General features: G+C 58.3%; 23 protein-coding genes and 1 tRNA gene. 16 read left to right on the plus strand and 8 right to left on the minus strand.

The genetic code is table 11. From position 1 onward, the window contains the following. Window positions 1–72: 72 nt before the first annotated feature. Window positions 73–1,770: an adenine deaminase gene (ade, locus tag H4P12_RS03090; protein WP_187792117.1), complete on the minus strand. Its 1,698-nt coding sequence runs from the start codon at window positions 1,768–1,770 to the stop codon at window positions 73–75. A gap of 234 nt (window positions 1,771–2,004) precedes the next feature. On the opposite strand from ade, the gene H4P12_RS03095 reads away from it, so the two are divergent. Further along, window positions 2,005–2,580: a VPLPA-CTERM sorting domain-containing protein gene (locus tag H4P12_RS03095; RefSeq protein ID WP_246448815.1), complete on the plus strand. Its 576-nt coding sequence runs from the start codon at window positions 2,005–2,007 to the stop codon at window positions 2,578–2,580. 105 nt (window positions 2,581–2,685) lie between these two features. Then, window positions 2,686–3,492, plus strand: coding sequence for an HpcH/HpaI aldolase family protein (locus tag H4P12_RS03100; RefSeq protein WP_187792119.1), 807 nt, complete (start codon window positions 2,686–2,688; stop codon window positions 3,490–3,492). On the opposite strand, the gene hisH is transcribed toward H4P12_RS03100, so the two are convergent. Further along, window positions 3,464–4,093, minus strand: a complete 630-nt coding sequence (hisH, locus tag H4P12_RS03105) for an imidazole glycerol phosphate synthase subunit HisH (protein ID WP_187792120.1) — start codon at window positions 4,091–4,093, stop codon at window positions 3,464–3,466. The two genes, H4P12_RS03100 and hisH, sit on opposite strands and share 29 nt — an antisense overlap. Continuing rightward, complete coding sequence (gene hisB, locus H4P12_RS03110) at window positions 4,093–4,680, minus strand: imidazoleglycerol-phosphate dehydratase HisB (RefSeq protein WP_187792121.1); 588 nt, start codon at window positions 4,678–4,680, stop codon at window positions 4,093–4,095. Before hisB ends, hisH begins: the two co-directional genes overlap by 1 nt. A 300-nt stretch (window positions 4,681–4,980) precedes the next feature. Here hisB and H4P12_RS03115 point away from each other — a divergent pair, with 300 nt between their 5' ends. The 4 genes from H4P12_RS03115 (at window position 4,981) to H4P12_RS03130 (ending at window position 8,074) form a co-directional block, all read left to right on the plus strand. Beyond that, a complete protein-coding gene (locus tag H4P12_RS03115; RefSeq protein WP_187792122.1) occupies window positions 4,981–6,714 on the plus strand; it encodes a BCCT family transporter in 1,734 nt (577 codons plus the stop codon). Window positions 6,715–6,819: 105 nt separating this feature from the next. Beyond that, window positions 6,820–7,347, plus strand: a complete 528-nt coding sequence (locus tag H4P12_RS03120) for a hypothetical protein (RefSeq protein WP_187792123.1) — start codon at window positions 6,820–6,822, stop codon at window positions 7,345–7,347. Beyond that, a complete protein-coding gene (gene zapA, locus H4P12_RS03125; RefSeq protein ID WP_187792124.1) occupies window positions 7,348–7,713 on the plus strand; it encodes a cell division protein ZapA in 366 nt (121 codons plus the stop codon). Between the two features lie 40 nt (window positions 7,714–7,753). After that, entirely contained in the window at window positions 7,754–8,074 is a 321-nt protein-coding gene (locus H4P12_RS03130; RefSeq protein WP_187792125.1) for a hypothetical protein, read from the plus strand. A gap of 1 nt (window position 8,075) precedes the next feature. On the opposite strand, the gene H4P12_RS03135 is transcribed toward H4P12_RS03130, so the two are convergent. After that, window positions 8,076–8,849, minus strand: coding sequence for an alpha/beta fold hydrolase (locus H4P12_RS03135; RefSeq protein WP_187792126.1), 774 nt, complete (start codon window positions 8,847–8,849; stop codon window positions 8,076–8,078). 54 nt (window positions 8,850–8,903) lie between these two features. Between H4P12_RS03135 and H4P12_RS03140 the strand changes: the two genes are divergently transcribed. Together H4P12_RS03140 and H4P12_RS03145 are read left to right on the plus strand one after the other, a co-directional pair. Beyond that, on the plus strand, window positions 8,904–9,302 hold the full coding sequence (locus H4P12_RS03140; RefSeq protein WP_187792127.1) for a hypothetical protein: 399 nt from the start codon (window positions 8,904–8,906) through the stop codon (window positions 9,300–9,302). A 105-nt stretch (window positions 9,303–9,407) separates the two neighbouring features. After that, complete coding sequence (locus H4P12_RS03145; protein ID WP_187792128.1) at window positions 9,408–10,595, plus strand: MFS transporter; 1,188 nt, start codon at window positions 9,408–9,410, stop codon at window positions 10,593–10,595. Here H4P12_RS03145 and H4P12_RS03150 read toward each other — a convergent pair. Beyond that, window positions 10,513–11,274, minus strand: a complete 762-nt coding sequence (locus H4P12_RS03150; protein WP_187792129.1) for a DUF599 domain-containing protein — start codon at window positions 11,272–11,274, stop codon at window positions 10,513–10,515. The two genes, H4P12_RS03145 and H4P12_RS03150, sit on opposite strands and share 83 nt — an antisense overlap. A 190-nt stretch (window positions 11,275–11,464) precedes the next feature. Here H4P12_RS03150 and H4P12_RS03155 point away from each other — a divergent pair, with 190 nt between their 5' ends. The 5 genes from H4P12_RS03155 to queF all read left to right on the plus strand — a co-directional run bounded on the left by H4P12_RS03155 (window position 11,465) and on the right by queF (window position 14,300). Beyond that, complete coding sequence (locus H4P12_RS03155) at window positions 11,465–11,917, plus strand: Hsp20 family protein (RefSeq protein WP_187792130.1); 453 nt, start codon at window positions 11,465–11,467, stop codon at window positions 11,915–11,917. A 144-nt stretch (window positions 11,918–12,061) separates the two neighbouring features. After that, entirely contained in the window at window positions 12,062–12,763 is a 702-nt protein-coding gene (gene queC / locus H4P12_RS03160) for a 7-cyano-7-deazaguanine synthase QueC (RefSeq protein ID WP_187792131.1), read from the plus strand. Beyond that, complete coding sequence (gene queD / locus H4P12_RS03165) at window positions 12,763–13,116, plus strand: 6-carboxytetrahydropterin synthase QueD (protein WP_187792132.1); 354 nt, start codon at window positions 12,763–12,765, stop codon at window positions 13,114–13,116. The genes queC and queD overlap by 1 nt, the downstream gene beginning before the upstream one ends. Next, a complete protein-coding gene (gene queE / locus H4P12_RS03170) occupies window positions 13,113–13,817 on the plus strand; it encodes a 7-carboxy-7-deazaguanine synthase QueE (RefSeq protein ID WP_187792133.1) in 705 nt (234 codons plus the stop codon). Before queD ends, queE begins: the two co-directional genes overlap by 4 nt. Window positions 13,818–13,835: 18 nt before the next feature. Next, window positions 13,836–14,300: a preQ(1) synthase gene (gene queF / locus H4P12_RS03175; RefSeq protein WP_187792134.1), complete on the plus strand. Its 465-nt coding sequence runs from the start codon at window positions 13,836–13,838 to the stop codon at window positions 14,298–14,300. 16 nt (window positions 14,301–14,316) lie between these two features. Here the strand turns inward: queF and H4P12_RS03180 are convergent, their stop codons facing one another. Next, window positions 14,317–16,434 (minus strand): CDP-glycerol glycerophosphotransferase family protein, encoded by a 2,118-nt coding sequence (locus tag H4P12_RS03180; protein WP_187792135.1) that lies wholly within the window; start codon window positions 16,432–16,434, stop codon window positions 14,317–14,319. A 145-nt stretch (window positions 16,435–16,579) separates the two neighbouring features. Between H4P12_RS03180 and H4P12_RS03185 the strand changes: the two genes are divergently transcribed. Beyond that, window positions 16,580–17,560: a hypothetical protein gene (locus tag H4P12_RS03185; RefSeq protein WP_187792136.1), complete on the plus strand. Its 981-nt coding sequence runs from the start codon at window positions 16,580–16,582 to the stop codon at window positions 17,558–17,560. 10 nt (window positions 17,561–17,570) lie between these two features. Here H4P12_RS03185 and tagD read toward each other — a convergent pair whose 3' ends face one another. Continuing rightward, window positions 17,571–17,960, minus strand: coding sequence for a glycerol-3-phosphate cytidylyltransferase (gene tagD, locus H4P12_RS03190; protein ID WP_187792137.1), 390 nt, complete (start codon window positions 17,958–17,960; stop codon window positions 17,571–17,573). 296 nt (window positions 17,961–18,256) lie between these two features. Next, window positions 18,257–18,332 (minus strand) — tRNA-Ile (locus H4P12_RS03195). A gap of 241 nt (window positions 18,333–18,573) precedes the next feature. Here H4P12_RS03195 and purM point away from each other — a divergent pair. Next, window positions 18,574–19,620, plus strand: coding sequence for a phosphoribosylformylglycinamidine cyclo-ligase (gene purM, locus H4P12_RS03200; protein ID WP_187792138.1), 1,047 nt, complete (start codon window positions 18,574–18,576; stop codon window positions 19,618–19,620). Then, window positions 19,617–20,204, plus strand: coding sequence for a phosphoribosylglycinamide formyltransferase (gene purN, locus H4P12_RS03205; RefSeq protein WP_187792139.1), 588 nt, complete (start codon window positions 19,617–19,619; stop codon window positions 20,202–20,204). The genes purM and purN overlap by 4 nt, the downstream gene beginning before the upstream one ends. Window positions 20,205–20,267: the final 63 nt, after the last annotated feature.

Raw genomic sequence — 20,267 nt, forward strand, 5'->3', positions numbered from 1 at the left:
GGTTCAGGGGCTTGGCCAGATCACCTTCATTGTCAGCTCTCTGGACAGAGGCGAGCTTGACGACGTTGAAGCTCAGCCGGGGATAATCTCGAACTTGACCACATCGACCATGCCGCGATCTGTGATTTTCAGGGCAGGGATGACGGGCAGGGCGGTGAAGGTCAGTTGCAGGAACGGCTCTTCCAGCGTGACGCCAAGGCTATAGGCGGCTTCGCGCATTCGCGCCAATTGGTCGCGGACAGCCTCGAAGGGTTCAAGGCTCATCAGGCCGGCAACGGGCAGGGGCAGTTCGGCCAGTATCTTGCCGCCCTCCGCGACAACAAAACCGCCTTCGATTTCGGACAGACGATTCGCGGCCAGCGCCATATCGGAATAATCCGCGCCCACCACGGCGATATTGTGATGGTCATGACAGACGGTAGAGGCGATCGCCCCGCGTCGAATTCCAAATCCATGGACGAAACCGGTGGCGATATTGCCATTTTTGCCGTGTCGTTCAATGACAGCAATCCGCATCAGATCGCGTTCGGGATCGGGGCGTTTGTCGCCGTCCTGTGGTTGAATGTCCTTGCGCAGATGTTCGGTAATGATCTTGCCTTCCAGAATACCGATCACGTCGGTTTCCGTCCGGTTGCCGCTGCACCGGAAATCCTGGGCTTTCACCTGCGGCGCCTTGACTGACCCCCGACCCACCGGCGCAATGGTTTGCCGCGACGCAACAGCCTTGTCATCCGCAACGCGACCGCCGACGATGACCAACTGCGCGTTGCAATCCTCCAGACTGTCCAGTGCAACGATATCCGCACGCAATCCAGGTGCGATCAGACCGCGATCCTTCAGCCCAAAGGCTTCTGCCGCAGATAGCGATGCCGCCCGATAGACCGACAGGGGCGAACATCCCTTTTGGATCAATCGCCGGATCATATAGTCCAGATGCCCGTGATCCGCGATATCAAGCGGGTTTCTGTCATCCGTGCATAGGCACATATAGGGGGCAGTCAGATCGGTCAGAACAGGCTGCAGCGCCTCAAGATCCTTGCTGACAGAGCCTTCGCGGATCAAGACTCGCATTCCCTTGCGCAGCTTTTCGGCAGCTTCCTCGGCTGTTGTCGCTTCGTGTTCGGTGCGAATTCCTGCGGCAATATAGGCGTTCAGATCGGTGCCGCGCAGTTGCGGGCAATGACCGTCTTTATGACCGCCTTCAAACAGGCGCAGCTTGGCCATGGCCGACGGATCGCGATGGATAACACCGGGATAATTCATGAACTCGGCCAACCCGATATTCGACGGATGGCCCATCACCTGCTGGAGATCTTCTGCCTCGATCCGCGCGCCAGAGGTTTCCATGTCGGTTGCGGGCACGCAGGAGGAAAGCTGCACGCGAAGATCCATCAACACATGTTCGGACGCCTGCTGAAAATAACGGATGCCGTCCAGCCCGATGACATTCGCAATCTCATGAGGATCGCATATTGCTGTGGTGATCCCGCGTGGCGTGACACAGCGGTCAAATTCAAATGGCGTGACCAGACTGCTTTCGATATGCAGATGAGTGTCGATGAAGCCCGGCACCAACGTCATGCCACTGACATCGATGACATGCTTGCCGTCATAGCTGGCCGCCACGCCCACGATCACATCATCACAGATCGCAACATCACCTTCGATCAGCGCGCCGGTGATCAGATCAAAGACACGACCACCACGCAAAACCAGATCAGCCGGTTCATCGCCTTTTGCCTGTGCGATGCGTTGTTCAAGATTGGCCATGTCTTCTCCTGCGTTTTTTGGCATCAGCCAATCTTATCGGAATGCCGTGATCCAGCGGAAAGAAGCAATAGTCTTGTTAGCTATTTGATATTGCAAACTAATCAACCATTGCATGTATTGTGTATACATTTTTTACCGAGCGGCTCTGTTAATCAACGATTAAGGTTCATCAATCGTTGATTCGGTGCAGATTTGTTTATGGAGATTATGAGATCCGTATTTTTCTTAGCGGCAATGTTGTTAGCCGGATGTGTCGCCGGGGCTGCGAATGCTGCGACCTTTCATTATCGCCTGACCCATGACCACACGCTGTTCAGCGATGTCAGCTCCTACACCGACACATCGGATGGCGATGTGTATCACGCTTCGTTATCGTCGGCTGATGACCCTTGGGGTCTACCGCTTTTGTTTGCGGGACTGACTGCCGGAAACAGCTATGATTTCCGTGCCGAAATCACTGACGATACGGTTGTCAGCTGCAGCATCGGGACGTTTGACTGCAAGCCCGCGTTTGATCCGTATTTCAGCTATACATCCACCACGCCGCTGATGTTTGGAGATGAACTTTTCCACGTCAGTTTCGGCGAGGCGAAGAGGGCCGCAAATTCGATGCTGGTGTCCGATGTGCATGATGGAAATTCTGCTGGCTTTTACATTCCGCAGGGCGCTGCAATGATCAATGTCAGAACGCGCAGCACCTATTTCACGGTTTCGGAACCTGCCCCTGTGCCTTTGCCGGCTGGTATCGCGTTGCTGCCCGTCGGTCTTGCCGGACTTGCGGTTCTGCGGCGCAGAAAGCGGGCTGCCTGATCGAACAACCATCCTTGGGAGCATGTCAAACGCCCCTTCGGCTTATGGCTTGCCCTTCCTTCGAAGGCATGATTGCCTGACGAACGGCATCGGATGGAGGAGACCATGACGCTGACAGCCGAGAATTTCCGTTCCTATTTCCGATCAGGCGGCAAGGCTGTGAACGGGTGGTGTGGTATTCCGTCTACTGTTACTGCTGAAGCGATGGCGCGTGCCGGTTTCGACATGGTGACCGTGGATATGCAGCACGGTCTGGTCGATTTTCAAGTGACGTTGGAAATGCTGCAGGTCATGGCTGTCAGCCCTGCGCCCAAGATCGTGCGTATCCCGTGGAATGAACCCGGGATTGCGATGAAGGTTCTGGATGCGGGGGCGACCGGCATCATCTGCCCGATGATCAACACTGCGGATGAAGCGCGGGCGTTGGTTCAGGCGACGCGCTATGCCCCTTTGGGTGCACGCAGTTTTGGGCCGCTGCGCGTGGGCAGCCTGTATCCGAACTATGTCGAACGTGCGAACGAGCTGGTGCAGGTTTTCGCGATGATCGAAACGGCCGAGGCGCTGGAAAATCGTGATGCGATCATGGCGGTCGAGGGGCTTTCGGGGGTCTATGTCGGGCCGTCCGACCTTGGTCTGTCGATGGGATATCCCCCTACGCTGATGCCAGAGGAACCGGCGGTTCTGGCGGCGATTGCAGATATTCTGGCCTCGGCCCGCAAGGCCGGACTGACGGCGGGCATCCACTGCGGATCAGCGACGCGGGTGCATGAGGTTCTGGGGCAGGGCTTTGATTTCGGTTCGCTTTCCTCCGATCTGGGCTTGTTTGCAGAGGCGCTGACCACAGGGTTGGAGGTGGCGCGCGAAGGGTCGCACGCCAAATCCGTCAAGGCTTCCAGTTCAGGAAGTTACTGATCAGGCGCAGACCGACGCCTTGTGATTTTTCCGGGTGAAATTGGGTGCCAATGATGTTGTCGCGCCCAACCACGGCCGTCACCGGATGGCCGTAATCGGCATGGGCCAGCAGATGTGCAGGGTCATTGACGCGGAACTGCCAGCTATGCACGAAATAAGCGTGATCGCCGGGATTGATCCCTTGCAGAACGGGATGAGGGCGGTCGATGACGAGTTCATTCCAGCCCATATGCGGCACTTTCAGATCGGGCGCGTCGATGGCCACCACCTCGCCCCCGATCCAGTCAAGGCCGGCGGTTTCACGGTATTCGTGCCCGACCGTCGCCAGCATCTGCATGCCGACGCAGATGCCCATGAACGGCACCCCGCGGTTCAGAACCGCGTCACGCAAAGCCTCGGCCATGCCATCGACTTCGCCCAGTGCCGCGCGGCAGGCGGGAAAGGCACCATCGCCCGGCAGCACGATCCGGTCGGCTGTCAGGGCAACTTCGGGGTCCGAGGTCAGGATGATGTCAGCCCCGGCATCGCGGCCCATCAACTCGAACGCTTTATGCGCCGAATGCAGATTGCCGCTATCGTAATCAATCAGCGCGAGGCGCATTACAGCGCCCCCTTGGTCGACGGCAGAACGCCCGCCATGCGCGGATCAGGCTCGACCGCTTCGCGCAGCGCGCGGGCAACCGCCTTGAACGCGGCTTCGGCGATGTGGTGGCTGTTGATGCCGTCCAGCCGCGCGATGTTCAGGCTGATTCCGCCATGCGTGGACAGCGCCTGAAAGAATTCGCGCACCAGTTCCGTGTCGAACGTGCCGATCTTCTGCGACGGAAATTCGACATTCCAGACCAGATAGGAACGACCGGACAAATCCAAAGCTGCGCGGACAAGGGCATCATCCATCGCCAGCAGAAAATTGCCATAGCGACGGATACCCTTCTTGTCGCCAAGCGCCTTGACCAGCGCCTGACCGATGGCAATGCCGGTATCCTCGACCGTGTGGTGATCGTCGATATGCAGATCGCCATTGGCGCGGATGGTCATATCGATCAGCGAATGGCGCGACAGCTGATCCAGCATGTGATCAAAGAACCCCACACCCGTCTGGTTGTCGTATTGGCCGGTGCCATCAAGGTTCAGCGTCACCTCGATCTGCGTTTCAGCGGTGTTCCGGGTGATGGTTACGTCGCGCATTGGATTTCCTTTCATCGCCGTCCGCTTATAGGCCGTGGAGGATGCCGCGCCAAGCATGCGCGGCGATCATCACATATTAGCGAGGGATGGTGCCGTATTTGTCGTAATCGCGTCTGCAACTGTCGCGTTTTGCCCGCCTTTTTTCGCTTGGGTGGCGATTTTGAACAGAATGTGAAATACACGTCACCGCAGAAGCAAAATCTATATGGGGACATTCGCGAATGCGAGTGCGGCAGACCTGTTGGTCATGCCTTGGCGTAGCTTTCCCCTTCACTCAGTAACCGATTGCGAAAGGGACTTATGGCACAGCAACCCAGAAATCCGATCCAAAAGGGACACAAGGGAAATCCCACCGATCGACGCCGTCAGGAAGAGGCCCTGCGCGGCAGGTATGAACCTGAACCTGATCCCGCTGTGGAAGATATTCCGGCGCCGGAAGGTCCGACGGAAATCATCGAAACAGACTATCAGGTGGGGCAAGACAATATCGAGGGTAAAGCGCCTTTTGCCTTTGATATCCACAATCCAGTTTTCGGGATATCCGCGGGCGCGGTCATTTTGTTCACCGCTGCGACCCTGCTTTTCCCGGCACAGCTTGGGCCCGTTTTCGAAGGGTTGCGTAACGGTCTGACCAGCAACCTCGACTGGTTCTTCCTTCTGTCAGGGAATGTTTTCGTGGTGCTGTGCCTTGGTCTGGTCGTATCGCCACTTGGCTCGATCCGTCTGGGCGGCCCGGATGCGACGCCGGATTTCAGCCTGACGGGCTGGTTCGCGATGCTGTTTGCTGCGGGCATGGGCATCGGTCTGATGTTTTACGGCGTCAGTGAGCCGTTGGGCCATTTCGATGCCGCGCTTGCCGGTCCGACAGTTGAAAACGGTGTCCGCACCGACTGGGCGCCGCTTGACGGCGCAGCGGGCGATGAAATGGGCGCAAGACGTCTGGCGATGGCTGCGACGATCTTTCACTGGGGCCTGCATCCGTGGGCGATCTACGCGGTTGTCGCACTGGCACTGGCGCTGTTTGCGTATAACAAAGGGCTTCCGCTGACGCTGCGTTCGGTCTTTTATCCGATCTTTGGCGAACGTGTCTGGGGCTGGCCGGGCCACATTATCGACGTTTTGGCGGTGCTGGCGACGCTGTTCGGTCTGGCAACATCGCTGGGCCTTGGTGCTGGGCAAGCCGCGGCGGGCTTCAATTTCCTGTTCGGTATTCCGAACACGATGACCACGATCGTCGTGCTGATCGTCATCATTACGGGCATTGCCACGATGTCGGTGGCCTTGGGCGTGGAAAAAGGCGTGAAGACCCTATCGGAAATCAATATGGTTCTGGCGGTCATCCTGCTGATCTTCGTCCTTGCCGTTGGCCCGACCATGTCGATCCTGACCGGATTTTTCGGTAACCTTGTCACCTATGCGCGTGATATTGTCCCGCTGTCGAACCCGTTCGGACGCACCGATGACAACTTCCGTCAAGGCTGGACTGCGTTTTACTGGGCCTGGTGGATCAGCTGGTCACCCTTTGTCGGCATGTTCATCGCGCGTGTGTCGCGCGGCCGCACCGTGCGTCAATTCCTGATCGGGGTGCTGATCGTGCCCTCGCTGATCTCGATCCTGTGGATGACGGCGCTTGGCGGCACGGCAATCACCGTGACACTGGGCGGTTTCGAAGGGATTCGTGAAGCCGCACTGGAACTGCAACTGTTCCAAATGCTGTCGCAACTGCCGTTGACGCAGATCACCAGTCTGGTGGGCATCATTCTGGTCATCGTGTTCTTCGTGACCTCGTCCGATTCCGGCTCGCTGGTGATCGATACGATTGCGGCGGGGGGCAAGGTGAACTCGCCCGTGCCGCAGCGGATCTTCTGGTGCACGTTCGAAGGGCTGGTCGCCATTGCCCTGTTGTGGGGGGGCGGACTGCTGGCCTTGCAGGCGATGGCCGTATCGACCGGCTTTCCGTTTACCATCGTGCTGTTGATGGCCTGCTGGGCGCTGCTGAAAGGCCTGCTGGGCGAAAGGCGAGAACTTGCCTGAAACAGTGGCGATATCCATCAGAACGGGCAGGGAAACCTGCCCGTTCTTGTTTTATGGTGCTGGCAATGCCACAAACTATCGTGATGCCACTAAAGGACCGACGGGATGAGTGAGATTTCTGTCAGCGAACGGCGGCTTAGCGCCGCGCTGGATCGCATTGACCAACTTCTGGAAGCGGGCCCGTCCCGCCACGTCGTGCCCAGTCGCGATGATGGTGGTGATGATTCGGGGCTGCGATCGCGTCTTGATGAGGTTCTGGCAGAAAACAGCCGTCTCAAAGCCGAACTGTCGACGGCGGAGACCACGGCACCGGCCGCTGCCGATGCAGAAGATGGCCGACTTGCCAGTGCCGTTGAACAAGCCGTCCGACTTGCCGCAGCAAATGACGATCTGGCATCCGCCAATCGTGCGCTGATCGAAGCGGCTTCAGGACAGGGTGACATGATCGAAGCTGCCAGCGTGGCGTTGGAGGCCGAGATCGAGGCATTGCGCGCCGCCCGTGCCGCCGAAATCGCACAGCTGGGCGATATCATGGTCGAATTGGAGCGCCTGCTGGCCGATGGCCGCGGCGCGGCTGAAGACCTAGGGATCGCTGAACACACAGGCGACGATTATCAGGACGAGGGCAGATAAATGGCCGAAGTCGAATTTACCATTGGGCATAAAGAATACCGCATCGGCGCGCAGGACGGTGAAGAACGTCTGTTGCAGCGTGCGGCCGCGATCCTGGATGGAGAGGCGCAGCAGATCCTGGAACAGGCGGGCCGCACCCCCGAGCCGCGCCTGTTGCTGCTGGCCGGGCTGATGCTGGCCGACCGCTTTGCCACCATGGAAGAGCGTGCGACCAAGGCCGAGCGTCATTTGAACCGGTTGCAATCAAACCCGCAGCGCGTGGAAGTGCCGATCATTCCCTCGGATTTGAAAGAGGCTATGGCGGAACTGGCCGCCCGCGCTGAATCGCTGGCCGAACGGCTGGAAGAACAGCAGACAGCAGGCTGATCTTAATCGTTTCTTAAAATTTTCGAGGCAGGGTTGGCCCATGCGCCATTCCTGCCTTTCCTTTATTCGTATCCTGTCGCTTCTGCTTCTGTCCGGTTGTGCAACGCCATCACCCGACATGATGGACAGTGTGCGCCGCGAAATGACTGTTGATGGGATGACTTTCACCGTTTTCCACGACTTCAACGAAGCCGAGGTTGTTCGGATGGGCGGCTATATGACGATGAAGGAACGTGACCGCGTCCCGGCCCTGATATCCCGGGCAGCGGAACTGGCTTCGGGATGTCGCGTCATTCCGGGCAGCATGACGGCGCGTTTGCCGGGCGATTCCGGCGTCGCGCGTTTCGAACTGGATTGCTAGATCAGCCTTCGCCCAGGAATGTTGACAGAATACCTGCCACGGCCTCGGGGGCGTCGGCATGAAGCCAATGACCCGCGCCTTTCACCCGAACGATCCGTGCCTGCGGGAAATATTCGCGTAGCGCCGCCTGGCGCTCTTCGCTGACATAACGGGATTCGTCGCCCATGACTTCAAGCACTGGTCCTTCGAATGCGCCCCGTGGCAGATTTTCTGGCCAGCCGATGATTAGCGCCATCTGCTCTCGCAATACCGGCAGGTTCAGTCGCCAGCGCGGCGGATCAGCCTTCAGATCCAGCGATTGCAGCAGAAAAGCGCGAATGCCCGGCTCATCGATATGGTCCGCCATGGCTTTGTCAGCGGCGCTGCGCCGGTCGATGGCGGACAGATCAAGCGCCTCCATCGCGTCGATGAAGCCGGCCTGCGTATGGCGATAGGCGATGGGCGCGATGTCCATGACCACCAGCTTCCGAATCAATGCCGGCTGGGTCAGCGCCAACACCATGGCGGTCTTGCCGCCCATCGAGTGTCCGGCCAGATCGACCTTGCCACCCAGATCCCCGATCACCTGCGCCAGATCATCAGCCATTGCCCGATAGCTGTGATCGACATCCCAGGAACTGTCGCCATGATTGCGCAGATCGACGGTCACGACCCGCCGTGTCTCGGACAGTCTGCGGGCCAGTGCATTCAGGTTGCGGCCCTGACCGAATAGGCCATGAACCAGCAGAACGGGCAGCCCGGGATCCGAGCCTGTGATTGTGTAATTCAGCTTCATCCTGTGATCCTACGGTGTCTGGCGCATCGCCACCATCCTGTTTAAGCTGGCTTTATGGCAAGCGACGTAAAAACATTCGATGATATTTCGCCGATGGCGGAAGAGGTATCGCGCCTGATGGCGTCTCGCTTTGGTGGCGCCCGCCGTGGAGAGCAGCCGCCCTTGCATGTCATGCTGCGCCGTCGCGGAGGTGCCTTGCCACGACGGTTGCGCAAATACGCAAATCAGCTTGCCGAAGCGGACCGGCTGGCCGCTCAGCCCAAGATCGCCCGCCAGCAGGATATGCAGACGCTGTCACGCGGATATCGCGCATTGACCAGATATCTGCAGCCATTGGGGGAAATCAGCCGCTGGCAGGGCTGGGCGATCAATGTCGCGGCCACGGTGCTGTTCGGGCTGCTGTTGCTGGCTGCCATCGTGATCTGGCTGATGGTGTCGCGCGGCGATCTGTGACTATTTTGCCCTGCGCGTGATGCAAGGCTGCATTCCGCATTGAATGGCTTGTCAAGGCGCAGCCGGTGCCGGATGTTAGCGTCGGACTATTTTCAGGACAGCACCATGAGCCAGACCCGTGATTTTCGTCACGCCATCCTTGCGCTTGCGTTAGGGTCATTTGCGATCGGCACGTCGGAATTTGCCGCGATGGGCCTGTTGCCGTATTTTTCGGCGGATCTTGGTATTACCGAGCCGCAGGCGGGCCACGTCATCAGTGCCTATGCGCTTGGTGTGGTGATCGGTGCGCCGCTGACCTCGCTGCTTGGGGCCAAGCTGCCGCGTCGTCGCTATCTGGCGGCGCTGATGGCCTTTTATGCGGTGATGAACCTGCTGGCTGCGGTTCTGCCGGGCTTGTTCGCGCTGACCGGCATGCGGTTTCTGGCCGGGTTGCCGCATGGTGGTTTTCTTGGGGTGGGCATGCTTTACGCCGCCGACGCCCTGCCGCGCGAACATCGCGCCCGCGGTGCGGCGCAGGTGCTGATGGGGCTGACCGTGGCCAATATCATCGGGGTGCCCTTGGCGGGCTGGATGGGTCAGACAATCGGGTGGAGATGGGGCTTCGCCCTTCCGGGCGTAATCGCCGCGCTATCGTCGGTCCTGATCCTGAAACTGGCACCGCGCGTTGGTGGCAACACAAACGCACGTCCATTGGATGAATTGCAGGCCCTGACCAATGCCCGCGTGCTATGGTTGCTGGCTGTCGGGTCGATTGCGACGGGTGGTGTGTTTGCGGTTTACGCCTATCTGACCTCGGCCATTCTTCAGACCACAGATGCGCCAGCCTGGGTGATCCCGGTCACGCTGGCCGCCTTCGGCGTCGGTGCGACGCTGGGCACATGGGCCGCGGGACGCGTCACCGAACGTCTGGGGCAGGTCCGGGCGATGTTCTTCTATCTTGGATCGATGGCGGTGACGCAGGCCTTTGCCTCTTACGCGGTGGGCAGCTGGCCTTTGATGATCCTGTCGTCTTTCCTGTTGGCGCTTGGTGCCGGGCTGGTCATTCCGCTGCAATTGCGGCTGATGGATGTCGCGGGTCGGGCGCAGAACATGGCAGCGGCGATGAACCATGCGGCCTTCAATGCGGCAAATGCGCTTGGTCCGTTTGTCGCAGGGATCGGCCTCAGCATGGGTTATGGCTATGCGTCGAACGGATTGGTGGGCGTCGCTCTTACCGCCGCCGGTGCGGTCGTTCTTCTGCTATCTCTTCGTTACGAGCGGCGACATCCGATGGCGGCAGTGTCCGCAAGATAACCTGACGCGAGGTCGAGGCGAATTCACGCCGCCAGGTGATGTAAAGCACGACCATGATCCCCATCAGCAACACCCAGGGGCCCATCAGCCAACCTAACGATCCAAGCGCGAAGTAGACGCTGCGCAAGCCAGCGTTGAAGCTGCGCGCGGCGGTGATGTTCAGATCCGCCGCCTGCATCGCGCGGTCGCGTGCCAATGGATCGTTGGGATCATTTGGCACCGCGCCCATCAGGATGGCGCAATAGCCAAACAGCCGGTGTGCCCAGACGAATTTCAGGAAGGCGTTGACGACGAAGAAGATCGTCACCAGCAGCTTGACCTCAAGCGCGACGGCGCCCGGTTCCGAGATTTCCAACCCTTGGGCGATCCCGCGCAGCGGATCGGCGTTCCGGATCAGCGCCAGCAAACCGCCGGTTGCGATCATGCAGGCGGACGCGAAAAAGGCGGTCCCCTCGCGCAGGCTGGCCAGGATATTGCCGTCAAAGATACGTGGATCGCGGGTGACGAATTGCATCATCCATTCACGGCGATAGTGCTTCATCAGCACCGATACCGATGGCTTGCTTTTCGGCGGGCTTTCCGTGGCGATGCCAATGCCCAGCCACACCACGAACAGCAGGATCGCCGCAGCGAAATCAAAGGGATATTGCGTGACCAGATTGATGAGATGTTCGTTCATAAGCTGATTTTATGCCGAGAGATCAATCGAAGCAAAAGCGGTTTATTCGTTGCGTCAGAATATTCTGCAGGTCTTGAAGGGCAGTCATCCTGTCCTAGATACATGACACGGCGGCCAGAACAGGCGCCGTTGACCGCCTGCCCGCAATTGGGAGGCATCATATCTGCATCGCTTTGAAAGGGTGTAACCTATGCGTAACTTTGACCTGACCCCGCTTTACCGCGCCTCTGTCGGCTTTGATCGTCTGGCTGACGTTGTTGACCGCGCGATGTCCGCCGACGTCTCGGCCTCGGCCTATCCTCCCTACAATATCGAAAAGACGGGCGAGAATGCCTATCGCATTTCCATTGCCGTTGCCGGTTTCGCCGCCGACGATCTGAATGTTGAAATGCGTGATGGTTCCGTCATCGTGTCGGCCCGCAAAGCCGAAGAAGAAAAAGACCGCACCTATTTGCATCGCGGCATCGCCACCCGCGCGTTTGAACGCAAGTTCACGCTGGCCGATCACGTCCGCGTCGAAGGTGCAAGCCATATCGATGGGATGCTGCATATCGAGCTGATCCGCGAAATCCCCGAGGCATTGAAGCCCCGCCGGATCGAGATCGCAAAATCCTTTGCCAAGGTTGAAAAGCTGGACGCCTAAGCGCGCTTTCCGCCTTTTGTGATATGTGTGCCCGCCGGTTTGTTCCGGCGGGCATTTTGCTGTCTGCTTGCATCATGGGGGCGAACGTCCTATCAGGCCCGCACCGGTCGCAGCCTACCCGGTCAACAAAACAAGGGTTCCATGATGAAAACTTCCATCGTCTGCTCTGGCGGACTTGATTCCGTTTCGCTGGCACATGTGCTGGCGGTGGAAAACAACCTCTCTCGTATTATTTCGTTCGATTACGGGCAACGGCATCGCAAGGAGTTGGGCTTCGCGGCGCAGGCGGCACGACGTCTGAACGTGCCTTTCCACCTGATCGACATGCGCCCGATCGGCGCGGCACTGACAGGATCGGCACTCACCGACGATATTGACGTGCCAGATGGCCATTACGCCGAAGACACCATGCGCATCACGGTTGTGCCAAACCGCAATGCGATCATGCTGACAATCGCTTTCGGCGTCGCCGCAGCCCAAGGCGATGATGCCGTTGCCACCGCTGTCCATGGCGGCGATCACTTCATCTATCCCGACTGCCGGCCCCAATTCACCGCTGCCTTTGCAGCGATGCAGAAGGCGGCACTGGACGGTTATGCCGATGTCGCGCTGCATGTTCCGTTTGTCCACAAGACCAAAGCGGACATTGTGACCGCGGGTGCGCGTGCGAACACGCCATTCGCCGAAACATGGTCCTGCTACAAAGGCGGCGATCTGCATTGCGGTCGCTGCGGCACCTGCGTCGAACGTCGCGAGGCCTTCCATCTGGCTGGCGTTGTAGATCCGACCGCCTACGCGGATCCGGACTTCTGGCAAGCGGCGATTGCCCGGCATGAGGGCGCCTGATGTATCGGATATCCAAAGAATTCCACTTTTCCGCCTCGCACCAACTGTCGCATTTGCCGGATGATCACCAATGCGCGCGGTTGCATGGGCATAATTATGTCGTCGTCGTCGAGTTGGCGGCAGCCAGTCTGAACGCCGACGGCTTTGTGCGCGATTACCATGAACTTGCGGCGTTAAAGGATTATATCGACGACAATTTCGATCATCGGCATTTGAACGACGTGCTGGACGGCCCCTCAACCGCCGAGAATATGGCGAGACATTTTTTCGATTGGAGCAAGGCGCGCTGGTCCGAAGTGACGGCGGTCAAAGTGTCGGAAACGCCAAAGACATGGGCAGAATATCGGCCATGACCTTGCGCATCGCCGAAATATTCGGCCCGACGATTCAGGGCGAAGGGGCGCTGATCGGCCAGCCGACTGTCTTTATTCGTGCCGGCGGGTGCGATTACCGATGCAGCTGGTGCGACAGCATGCATGCGGTCGACAGCCGGTTTCGGCACGAATGGCTGCCGATTCAAGCCGATCAGATCATGGCGGAAGTCGAACATCTGTCGGGGCATCAGCCGCTGATGGTGTCCATTTCGGGGGGAAACCCCGCCATTCAGGATTTCACGCCGGTGATCGCCCTGGGCAAGGCACGCGGCTATCGCTTTGCCTGCGAAACCCAAGGCTCGGTCGCACGGGACTGGTTTTCCGATCTGGCCCTGCTGGTGCTGTCGCCTAAACCCCCGTCCAGCGGGCAGGTGGTGGACTGGACCGCATTTGACGCCTGTATTTCGGCGGCCAAGGGCGCGGAAACAGTGATGAAGATCGTTATCTTCGATCAACGCGATCTGGATTGGGCGCGCGATACAGCCGCCCGCTATCCCGATCTGCCGCTTTATCTACAACCTGGAAACTCTGAAACCGACCCGTCAAAACCCGTCGATCCGCAGCATCTTGCCGACCGGATGCTGTGGTTGGTCGATCAGACCGTGGGGCAGGGCTGGCTGCGTCCGCGCATCCTGCCGCAATTGCACGTGCTGATCTGGGGCAACAAACGCGGCGTTTGACCCGTGAAAGGACAAATGATGTCAGAAACAATCTACAGCAATCTGAAGCAGCTTGGTGGTGATACGATCATGCCGCAAAGCCCGGAAGAGGCGGTGTTGGAACGTGTTCAGAACCCGCAAGCCGACGTGAATTACAACGTCCGCTTTACCGCGCCGGAATTTACCTCGCTTTGCCCGATGACCGGCCAGCCCGATTTCGCACATCTGGTCATCGATTATGTGCCGGGTGACTGGCTGGTGGAATCGAAGTCGCTGAAACTGTTTCTGGGTTCATTCCGCAATCACGGCGCTTTTCACGAAGATTGCACGATTTCCATTGCCCGCCGCCTTGTCACATTTCTGGACCCGCGTTGGCTGCGCATCGGCGGTTACTGGTATCCGCGCGGCGGCATTCCGATCGATGTGTTCTGGCAAAGCGGCGCGATGCCCGCCGATGTCTGGATCCCCGATCAGGGTGTTCCGCCATATCGCGGCCGAGGGTAGGGCGCGGACGCGCCCTTTACCCGTGCGCGTTTGTCTGGCCTTGGCGTAGTTCTGTCGCAATGATGTCGCAAATGCGCATGGATGCTGACCCTTCGGGGAATAATTCGTGGTCCTTGACGAACTGCGCCATCCGATCCGCCTTGGGGTGCTTTCGTGTTGACAGGATCGTATCCAAAGCACTTTCAAGCATGGTTTCGTCATCAACGACATAGCAGCAGTTTTCGATCAGCTGCCTGCCGAACGCGCCAATCCATTTCTCGTTATTCCAGACGTCATCCGTGCGACAGAAAATGATGGGCCTGTCCGTGATCGTGTATTCCGCGACCAGCGAACTGAAATCCGAAATCAGGACATCCGCCTGCATCAGGGCGGGAATATAGCTGACGCCTTCCTCTGCAGGATACAGCTTTGCCCCGGCAGCGCGGAATTGTTCCATCACGGCGTCATATTTCCGAAACGCCATGATTCCCATGGCATTCGCCCTGAGACGCAACAGGGGATGGGGGCGCACATGCAGGGTGATGTCGGGCCGGGCGGCAACACGCAACATGGTTTGATAATAGCGCAGGAAGTTGGAGGTTTCAGTATCCCCCTTGGAATCGCCGGGAAGCTGCCAATGGGGCGTCCACATCACGTCCAATCTGGTCGCAAGGTCAGCGGCTTTTTCCTCGAACGGGCGGTTGACCAGATGCCTGCGAAACTCATCAAGCTTGGTGTATCCCGTGACGCGGATGCGATCTTTTTGCAGGTGTCTGCCATAGGGTTCGACGCAAACAGGGCTTTCTGCGAAAACGAAGTCGCACAGTTTTACATGGTCGCCCGCGTAGACATGGTAGCTTTTGGTATCCAGCGACAGCAGCGGATAACCATATGTCACATGGGCAACGCGACAATGTCGGGTTGCGAAATCGGCACGCAGATAAAATGGCAGTGGCGCGTTCAGGCTGTAGGGCGTGTGGAAAAAGACCAGATCGGCATCAAGCTCATAGAAACTGGGGGCGAAATTCACATGCGCGCCCCCATCAATCACTTTGTAACCCGCGGCGGCGGGATATTTCGCGGCGAAAAAGGGATAGGCGTCCGCTTGCGCCGTGCCGTCATAGCGTGAGCACAGGATCATCGGTTCAAACCGCGGATCGGTGTGCATCGTTTCAAACAAAGGCGTAAGGTTGTCGGTCTGCGTCACATGCGGGAAGTAGAAGACCACGCGGATCGCCTCATTGGGATTGCGTAGCGGGCTGCGTCTTACGTCGCCCGACAAAATGGCTGACAAACGGGCATCCGACTGCGCCTTGTCAAAATGCCGAAGCTGCCCTTGATGCCTGGTGTTGGTATAACCCTTTTCCCACGCTGTTTTTCCCAGATTTATCCGATCTCGCAACGGCACCTTTGAGCCCTGTTTCTGGACCGCATCCAGGTCCCGTTCCAACGGATTTTTCGTCCGATTTTTCGATACTGCGGCGATCAAGCCTGCCCGGAAAAACCGTCCCAACTTCGTGAGGGTTCCGGAAAGATGATCAAGGTTTTTGGGCAAACGCGCTTTGGCGGCTTCTGCGTTTGTGGGTTCAGGCGCCTCGATAATCCGGGATGGTTGCTTCTGGATGACGATGTCGTTGGGGGCGTGCTTGACGGCAGCCTCATGTCTGGCGCGTGCCTCGGGCCGGCGTTGCTGACGAATGGCGATCTCGGCATGGTGCGACAACAGCGCGGCAGAATCCGGAAACCGCACCAAGCCCTCGGCACAGACAGAAGCAGCCTGGTCCAGCTCATTCAAGGCCAGATAGGCCTGTGCCGCACGAAGATAACCCTTTGGCCTGTCGGGCGCGATTTGGCGCAGATCCTGCCAATGACCAAGTGCTTTTCGCCATTTCTTGCGATCCATGGCCGTATCGCCAAGGATGATATGATGCAGGGGGCGTGATCCCAGGGTCGATATGGCCGTCTGAATCACCGCATCAGATTCATCGAAGCGGCCAAGATTGCGCAGGGCAACGGCCGCCTTGTTGAAGCAGTCAGGATAAGCCGGATCAATCTCTGACACCTTTTGCCACAGTCGGGCGGCCTCCAGCCAGTTCTCGCTGATTGACGCCGCTTGAGCGTCGGCGGCCAGGGTTGTCAAAGTCTGTGAGTTCATGAAATGTAGATGTCCTGTAGGGCTGACGCGAAAAGTCTTGGTGATCGCATCTGTCATGCAGATGTCACTATAATGACATAATCGAGGGCAGTCCAAGAGACTGCCACTCGGGGGGACGGCGTCCGTCAGCAGCAAGGCGAAGAACATGCAACGGAGCAGAACGGCCATCCTGCACCTTGGAACCTACAAGACAGGCTCCAGTTCGATTCAGAACCTGCTGTATCTGAACCGAACGCAGCTTGCAGAAAAAGGCGTCCTTTATCCCGAAGCGGGGATCGTCAAGGAAGAGGAAGTTGGTTTCCGGCACCGTCGGCTGATTGTTCCCGTGATGAAAGGGAACACGTCGTCCTATGTCGTCGAGCCCCTGCAAAAAGAGCTGAAAGAATCACCAGAGACGGACGTGATCCTGTCAAACGAATCCTGGTCCAACCCGCTTCATCTGCCCATGCTTGGCGGATTTGTTGCAGAGTTGAGGGATCTGGGCTTTGACAAGATCACGGGAATCCTGTTTTTGCGCAGGCTGATCGATTACAAAATCAGCCACTATCGTGAATTTACGTTCCGGCGCGGCAATCATCTGCCTTTTGACGCCTACCTCCTTCGTCCGCCCGGCATGTTCGACTATCTGTTTCTGGTCAGAAGCCTAAGATCAATTTTCGGCCCGCAGCTTCGGGCTTTGAATTACGCATTGGTCCAGGATTCTGTCGCCAGCTTCTTTGACGCTGCCGATATGGCGCATCATCTTTCCGGGCTGGATCCGACGGGAAAAGCCAACACGAAGTCCATCAAAGCATTGGGGATCGAGGTTCTGCGGCACGCCAACAAGGCCCGACTGTCCGAACAGGATCGCTTCGACTTCCTGTCCGATTTCGAAACCCGGCATCCAGAGTTGTTCCAGCAGAACTGGACGGAACGAAGCGGATCGGACACGCCCGTTTATGGTCTGTCCTATCACAACGAACTGGCGTCCGCGCTGCAATGGCCCGATGAACAGATCGAACTGCTTCTAAAAGACCGGCAGATCGAGGGGCGCTATGTGGGTGAAGCAGAAGACCTTATTCTTCAGGCTCTTCAGGAATGGGCGAAGCGGAAGGCCACTTCACCGCAAGAAATTCCGGGGCATTGAAACGCCAGGGTCAGGCGGTCCTCATCATTCCGCGAATGGACGTGCTTGAAATCAAAGGCGTGCGCGGCAGATAGACCACCTCGCACTGATCCTTGAGAAAGTCGAACTTGCCTTTCCAATCGTCGCCAATGGCAAACACGTCGACATGATAGTTGTCCACGTCGCGCACTTTCTGTTCCCATTCCTGTTCCGGAATGACGAGATCGACAAAGCGAATTGCTTCCAGATCCTCTTTGCGCTCTTCAAAACTAAAGGCTGCGCGCTTGCCCTTGAGCAGATTGAACTCATCCGTCGAAAGCGCAACAATCAAATAATCGCCAAGCGACTTGGCGCGACGCAGCAAGCGGATATGGCCGTGATGCATCGTGTCAAATGTTCCGTAGGTGATAACGCGTCTCATCAGCGCTCCTGACCTAATCTGATTTTGGTAGCTGTCATGAAATCGTCATATACATCAATATCACATGCGTTTTCAGGATCTATGATCACGAAACTTTCAGAATTGTGCTTTTTAAGATATCAGGGCTGTCACGGCGTTGTCACCAACAAGCTTCAAAGGGCTTGGCCGCGCAATGACGCATCTACAAATAAGCATGTAAGTTTGGCTTGATTCGAGATGTTGATCGGACTGTTGTCATGCTCAATCCGGCTGTTGCGCGCGGATGCCCATCCAATCAATAGGATTTTCTGGATTTTTGGTAGGCCCGGAGGGACTCGAACCCCCAACCAAGGCGTTATGAGCGCCCTGCTCTAACCATTGAGCTACAGGCCCGTCAACAGTCCGGACCTGACTAGTCAGCCTGATCGTCACGGTCAAGCACAACCGGCAGGATTATCCTGCGCCCATAAATCCCGACACGGCATTTGGTTTCCACGAGCGGGGACGCAGACACTGGACAGATTTACGACCACGGGAAAACCACGGAAGCCGTTGCACAAATAGGCCCATCGCATGATTGCCAGCAAGCAGGGCTTGGGGTATCGGGTGCCAAACGCACGAAAAGGGGATGCCGATGGCCGAGCGCAAGAACGGTCTGTCTTATGCCGAGGCAGGTGTTGATATTGATGCTGGCAATGCGCTGGTGGAACGGATCAAACCAGCGGCGGCGGCCACAAAGCGCCCCGGCGTGATGGACGCATTGGGCGGGTTTGGCGCTTTGTTCGATCCCAAGGCCGCAGGTTATGACGACCCGGTTCTGGTTGCGGCCACCGACGGCGTTGGCACCAAGCTGCGCATCGCGATTGATACCGGTCATCTGGACGGAATAGGGCAGGATCTGGTTGCCATGTGCGTCAATGATCTGGTCTGTCAGGGGGCCGAACCGCTGTTTTTCCTGGATTATTTCGCGACCGGCAAGCTGTCGGTTGACGAAGGTGCACGGGTCGTCGAAAGCATCGCACGCGGCTGCAAGGATGCAGGTTGTGCGCTGATCGGCGGTGAAACGGCGGAAATGCCGGGCATGTATCACGATGGCGACTTCGATCTTGCAGGTTTCGCAGTTGGCGCGATGCAGCGCGGTGCAGCGCTTCCAGCGGGCGTGGCAGAGGGCGATGTTCTGCTGGGCCTTGCTTCGGATGGCGTGCATTCCAACGGTTACTCGTTGGTGCGCAAGGTTGCTGAACACGCGGGTCTTGCCTGGGATAGCGCTGCCCCCTTTGATCAGGCGGCCTTGGGCGAGGCATTGCTGATCCCGACACGGCTTTATGTAAAACCCGCACTGGCCGCCATCCGTGCGGGCGGGGTCCACGCGCTGGCCCATATCACTGGCGGTGGCATCACCGAAAATCTGCCGCGTGTGCTGCCCAGGGATCTGGGCGCCGACATCGATTTGACCGCGTGGAACCTGCCGCCGGTCTTTCGTTGGCTGGCCGACGCGGGCGGCATTGAAACCTCTGAAATGCTGAAGACCTTCAACAGCGGCATCGGAATGATTCTTGTGGTTGCCGCTGATCGGGCAGATGCGCTGACCGCACAATTGCAGGCAGACGGTGAAACCGTCGCACGTCTGGGCACGGTAACTGCCGGGCAGGGCGTGCGGTACAACGGGACGCTTGCGTGAAACGTGTTGCCATTCTGATTTCCGGCGGCGGCTCTAACATGCTGCGGCTGGTCGAGGATATGACTGGCGATCATCCCTGCCGTCCGGTTCTGGTGGCGTCGAACGATCCGGCAGCGGGGGGCTTGGCAAAGGCCAGCCAAATGGGCGTGCCCATCGCCGCTGTCGATCATCGCCATTTTCGCGGCGACCGCGCAGGATTTGAAGCCGCGTTGTTGGAGCCGCTGCTGCAGGCCGCGCCGGACATTATCTGTCTGGCTGGTTTCATGCGCATCCTGACACCTGATTTCGTGCAGCGGTTTCAGGGACGGATGCTGAACATACACCCGTCGCTTTTGCCGAAGTATCCGGGCCTGCATACCCATGCCCGCGCGATCGAGGCAGGCGACGCCGAGGCCGGGGCGACCGTTCATCTGGTGACCCCTGATCTGGATGCCGGACCAATCCTTGGGCAGACGCGCGTGCCGGTCTTGGCGGGCGACACCCCAGACACGTTGGCCGCACGGGTGCTGGTCCGCGAACATCAGCTGTATCCGGCGGCGTTGCGGCGCTTTGCCGCGGGCGATCATACGCCGCTTTATCTTTAGGACGCGTGCCGCGCCGTCTGGATGCGCACCATGCCGCGTGAAACCTTGCGGATGTCGAAGGGA

The sequence above is a fragment of the Paracoccus amoyensis genome (assembly GCF_014490725.1).
Lineage (GTDB): Bacteria > Pseudomonadota > Alphaproteobacteria > Rhodobacterales > Rhodobacteraceae > Paracoccus > Paracoccus amoyensis.

Coding starts and splice junctions, on each gene's coding strand:
- purM (WP_187792138.1), top strand. CDS start 18,574: ATGGCCGAGCGCAAGAACGGTCTGTCTTATGCCGAGGCAGGTGTTGAT.
- queE (WP_187792133.1), top strand. CDS start 13,113: ATGACCTTGCGCATCGCCGAAATATTCGGCCCGACGATTCAGGGCGAA.
- hisB (WP_187792121.1), bottom strand. CDS start 4,680: ATGCGCGACGTAACCATCACCCGGAACACCGCTGAAACGCAGATCGAG.
- tagD (WP_187792137.1), bottom strand. CDS start 17,960: ATGAGACGCGTTATCACCTACGGAACATTTGACACGATGCATCACGGC.
- H4P12_RS03180 (WP_187792135.1), bottom strand. CDS start 16,434: ATGAACTCACAGACTTTGACAACCCTGGCCGCCGACGCTCAAGCGGCG.
- H4P12_RS03135 (WP_187792126.1), bottom strand. CDS start 8,849: ATGAAGCTGAATTACACAATCACAGGCTCGGATCCCGGGCTGCCCGTT.
- H4P12_RS03120 (WP_187792123.1), top strand. CDS start 6,820: ATGAGTGAGATTTCTGTCAGCGAACGGCGGCTTAGCGCCGCGCTGGAT.
- ade (WP_187792117.1), bottom strand. CDS start 1,770: ATGGCCAATCTTGAACAACGCATCGCACAGGCAAAAGGCGATGAACCG.
- H4P12_RS03155 (WP_187792130.1), top strand. CDS start 11,465: ATGCGTAACTTTGACCTGACCCCGCTTTACCGCGCCTCTGTCGGCTTT.
- H4P12_RS03095 (WP_246448815.1), top strand. CDS start 2,005: ATGTTGTTAGCCGGATGTGTCGCCGGGGCTGCGAATGCTGCGACCTTT.
- hisH (WP_187792120.1), bottom strand. CDS start 4,093: ATGCGCCTCGCGCTGATTGATTACGATAGCGGCAATCTGCATTCGGCG.
- queC (WP_187792131.1), top strand. CDS start 12,062: ATGAAAACTTCCATCGTCTGCTCTGGCGGACTTGATTCCGTTTCGCTG.
- H4P12_RS03100 (WP_187792119.1), top strand. CDS start 2,686: ATGACGCTGACAGCCGAGAATTTCCGTTCCTATTTCCGATCAGGCGGC.
- zapA (WP_187792124.1), top strand. CDS start 7,348: ATGGCCGAAGTCGAATTTACCATTGGGCATAAAGAATACCGCATCGGC.
- H4P12_RS03185 (WP_187792136.1), top strand. CDS start 16,580: ATGCAACGGAGCAGAACGGCCATCCTGCACCTTGGAACCTACAAGACA.
- H4P12_RS03140 (WP_187792127.1), top strand. CDS start 8,904: ATGGCAAGCGACGTAAAAACATTCGATGATATTTCGCCGATGGCGGAA.
- H4P12_RS03130 (WP_187792125.1), top strand. CDS start 7,754: ATGCGCCATTCCTGCCTTTCCTTTATTCGTATCCTGTCGCTTCTGCTT.
- queF (WP_187792134.1), top strand. CDS start 13,836: ATGTCAGAAACAATCTACAGCAATCTGAAGCAGCTTGGTGGTGATACG.
- H4P12_RS03115 (WP_187792122.1), top strand. CDS start 4,981: ATGGCACAGCAACCCAGAAATCCGATCCAAAAGGGACACAAGGGAAAT.
- queD (WP_187792132.1), top strand. CDS start 12,763: ATGTATCGGATATCCAAAGAATTCCACTTTTCCGCCTCGCACCAACTG.
- H4P12_RS03150 (WP_187792129.1), bottom strand. CDS start 11,274: ATGAACGAACATCTCATCAATCTGGTCACGCAATATCCCTTTGATTTC.
- H4P12_RS03145 (WP_187792128.1), top strand. CDS start 9,408: ATGAGCCAGACCCGTGATTTTCGTCACGCCATCCTTGCGCTTGCGTTA.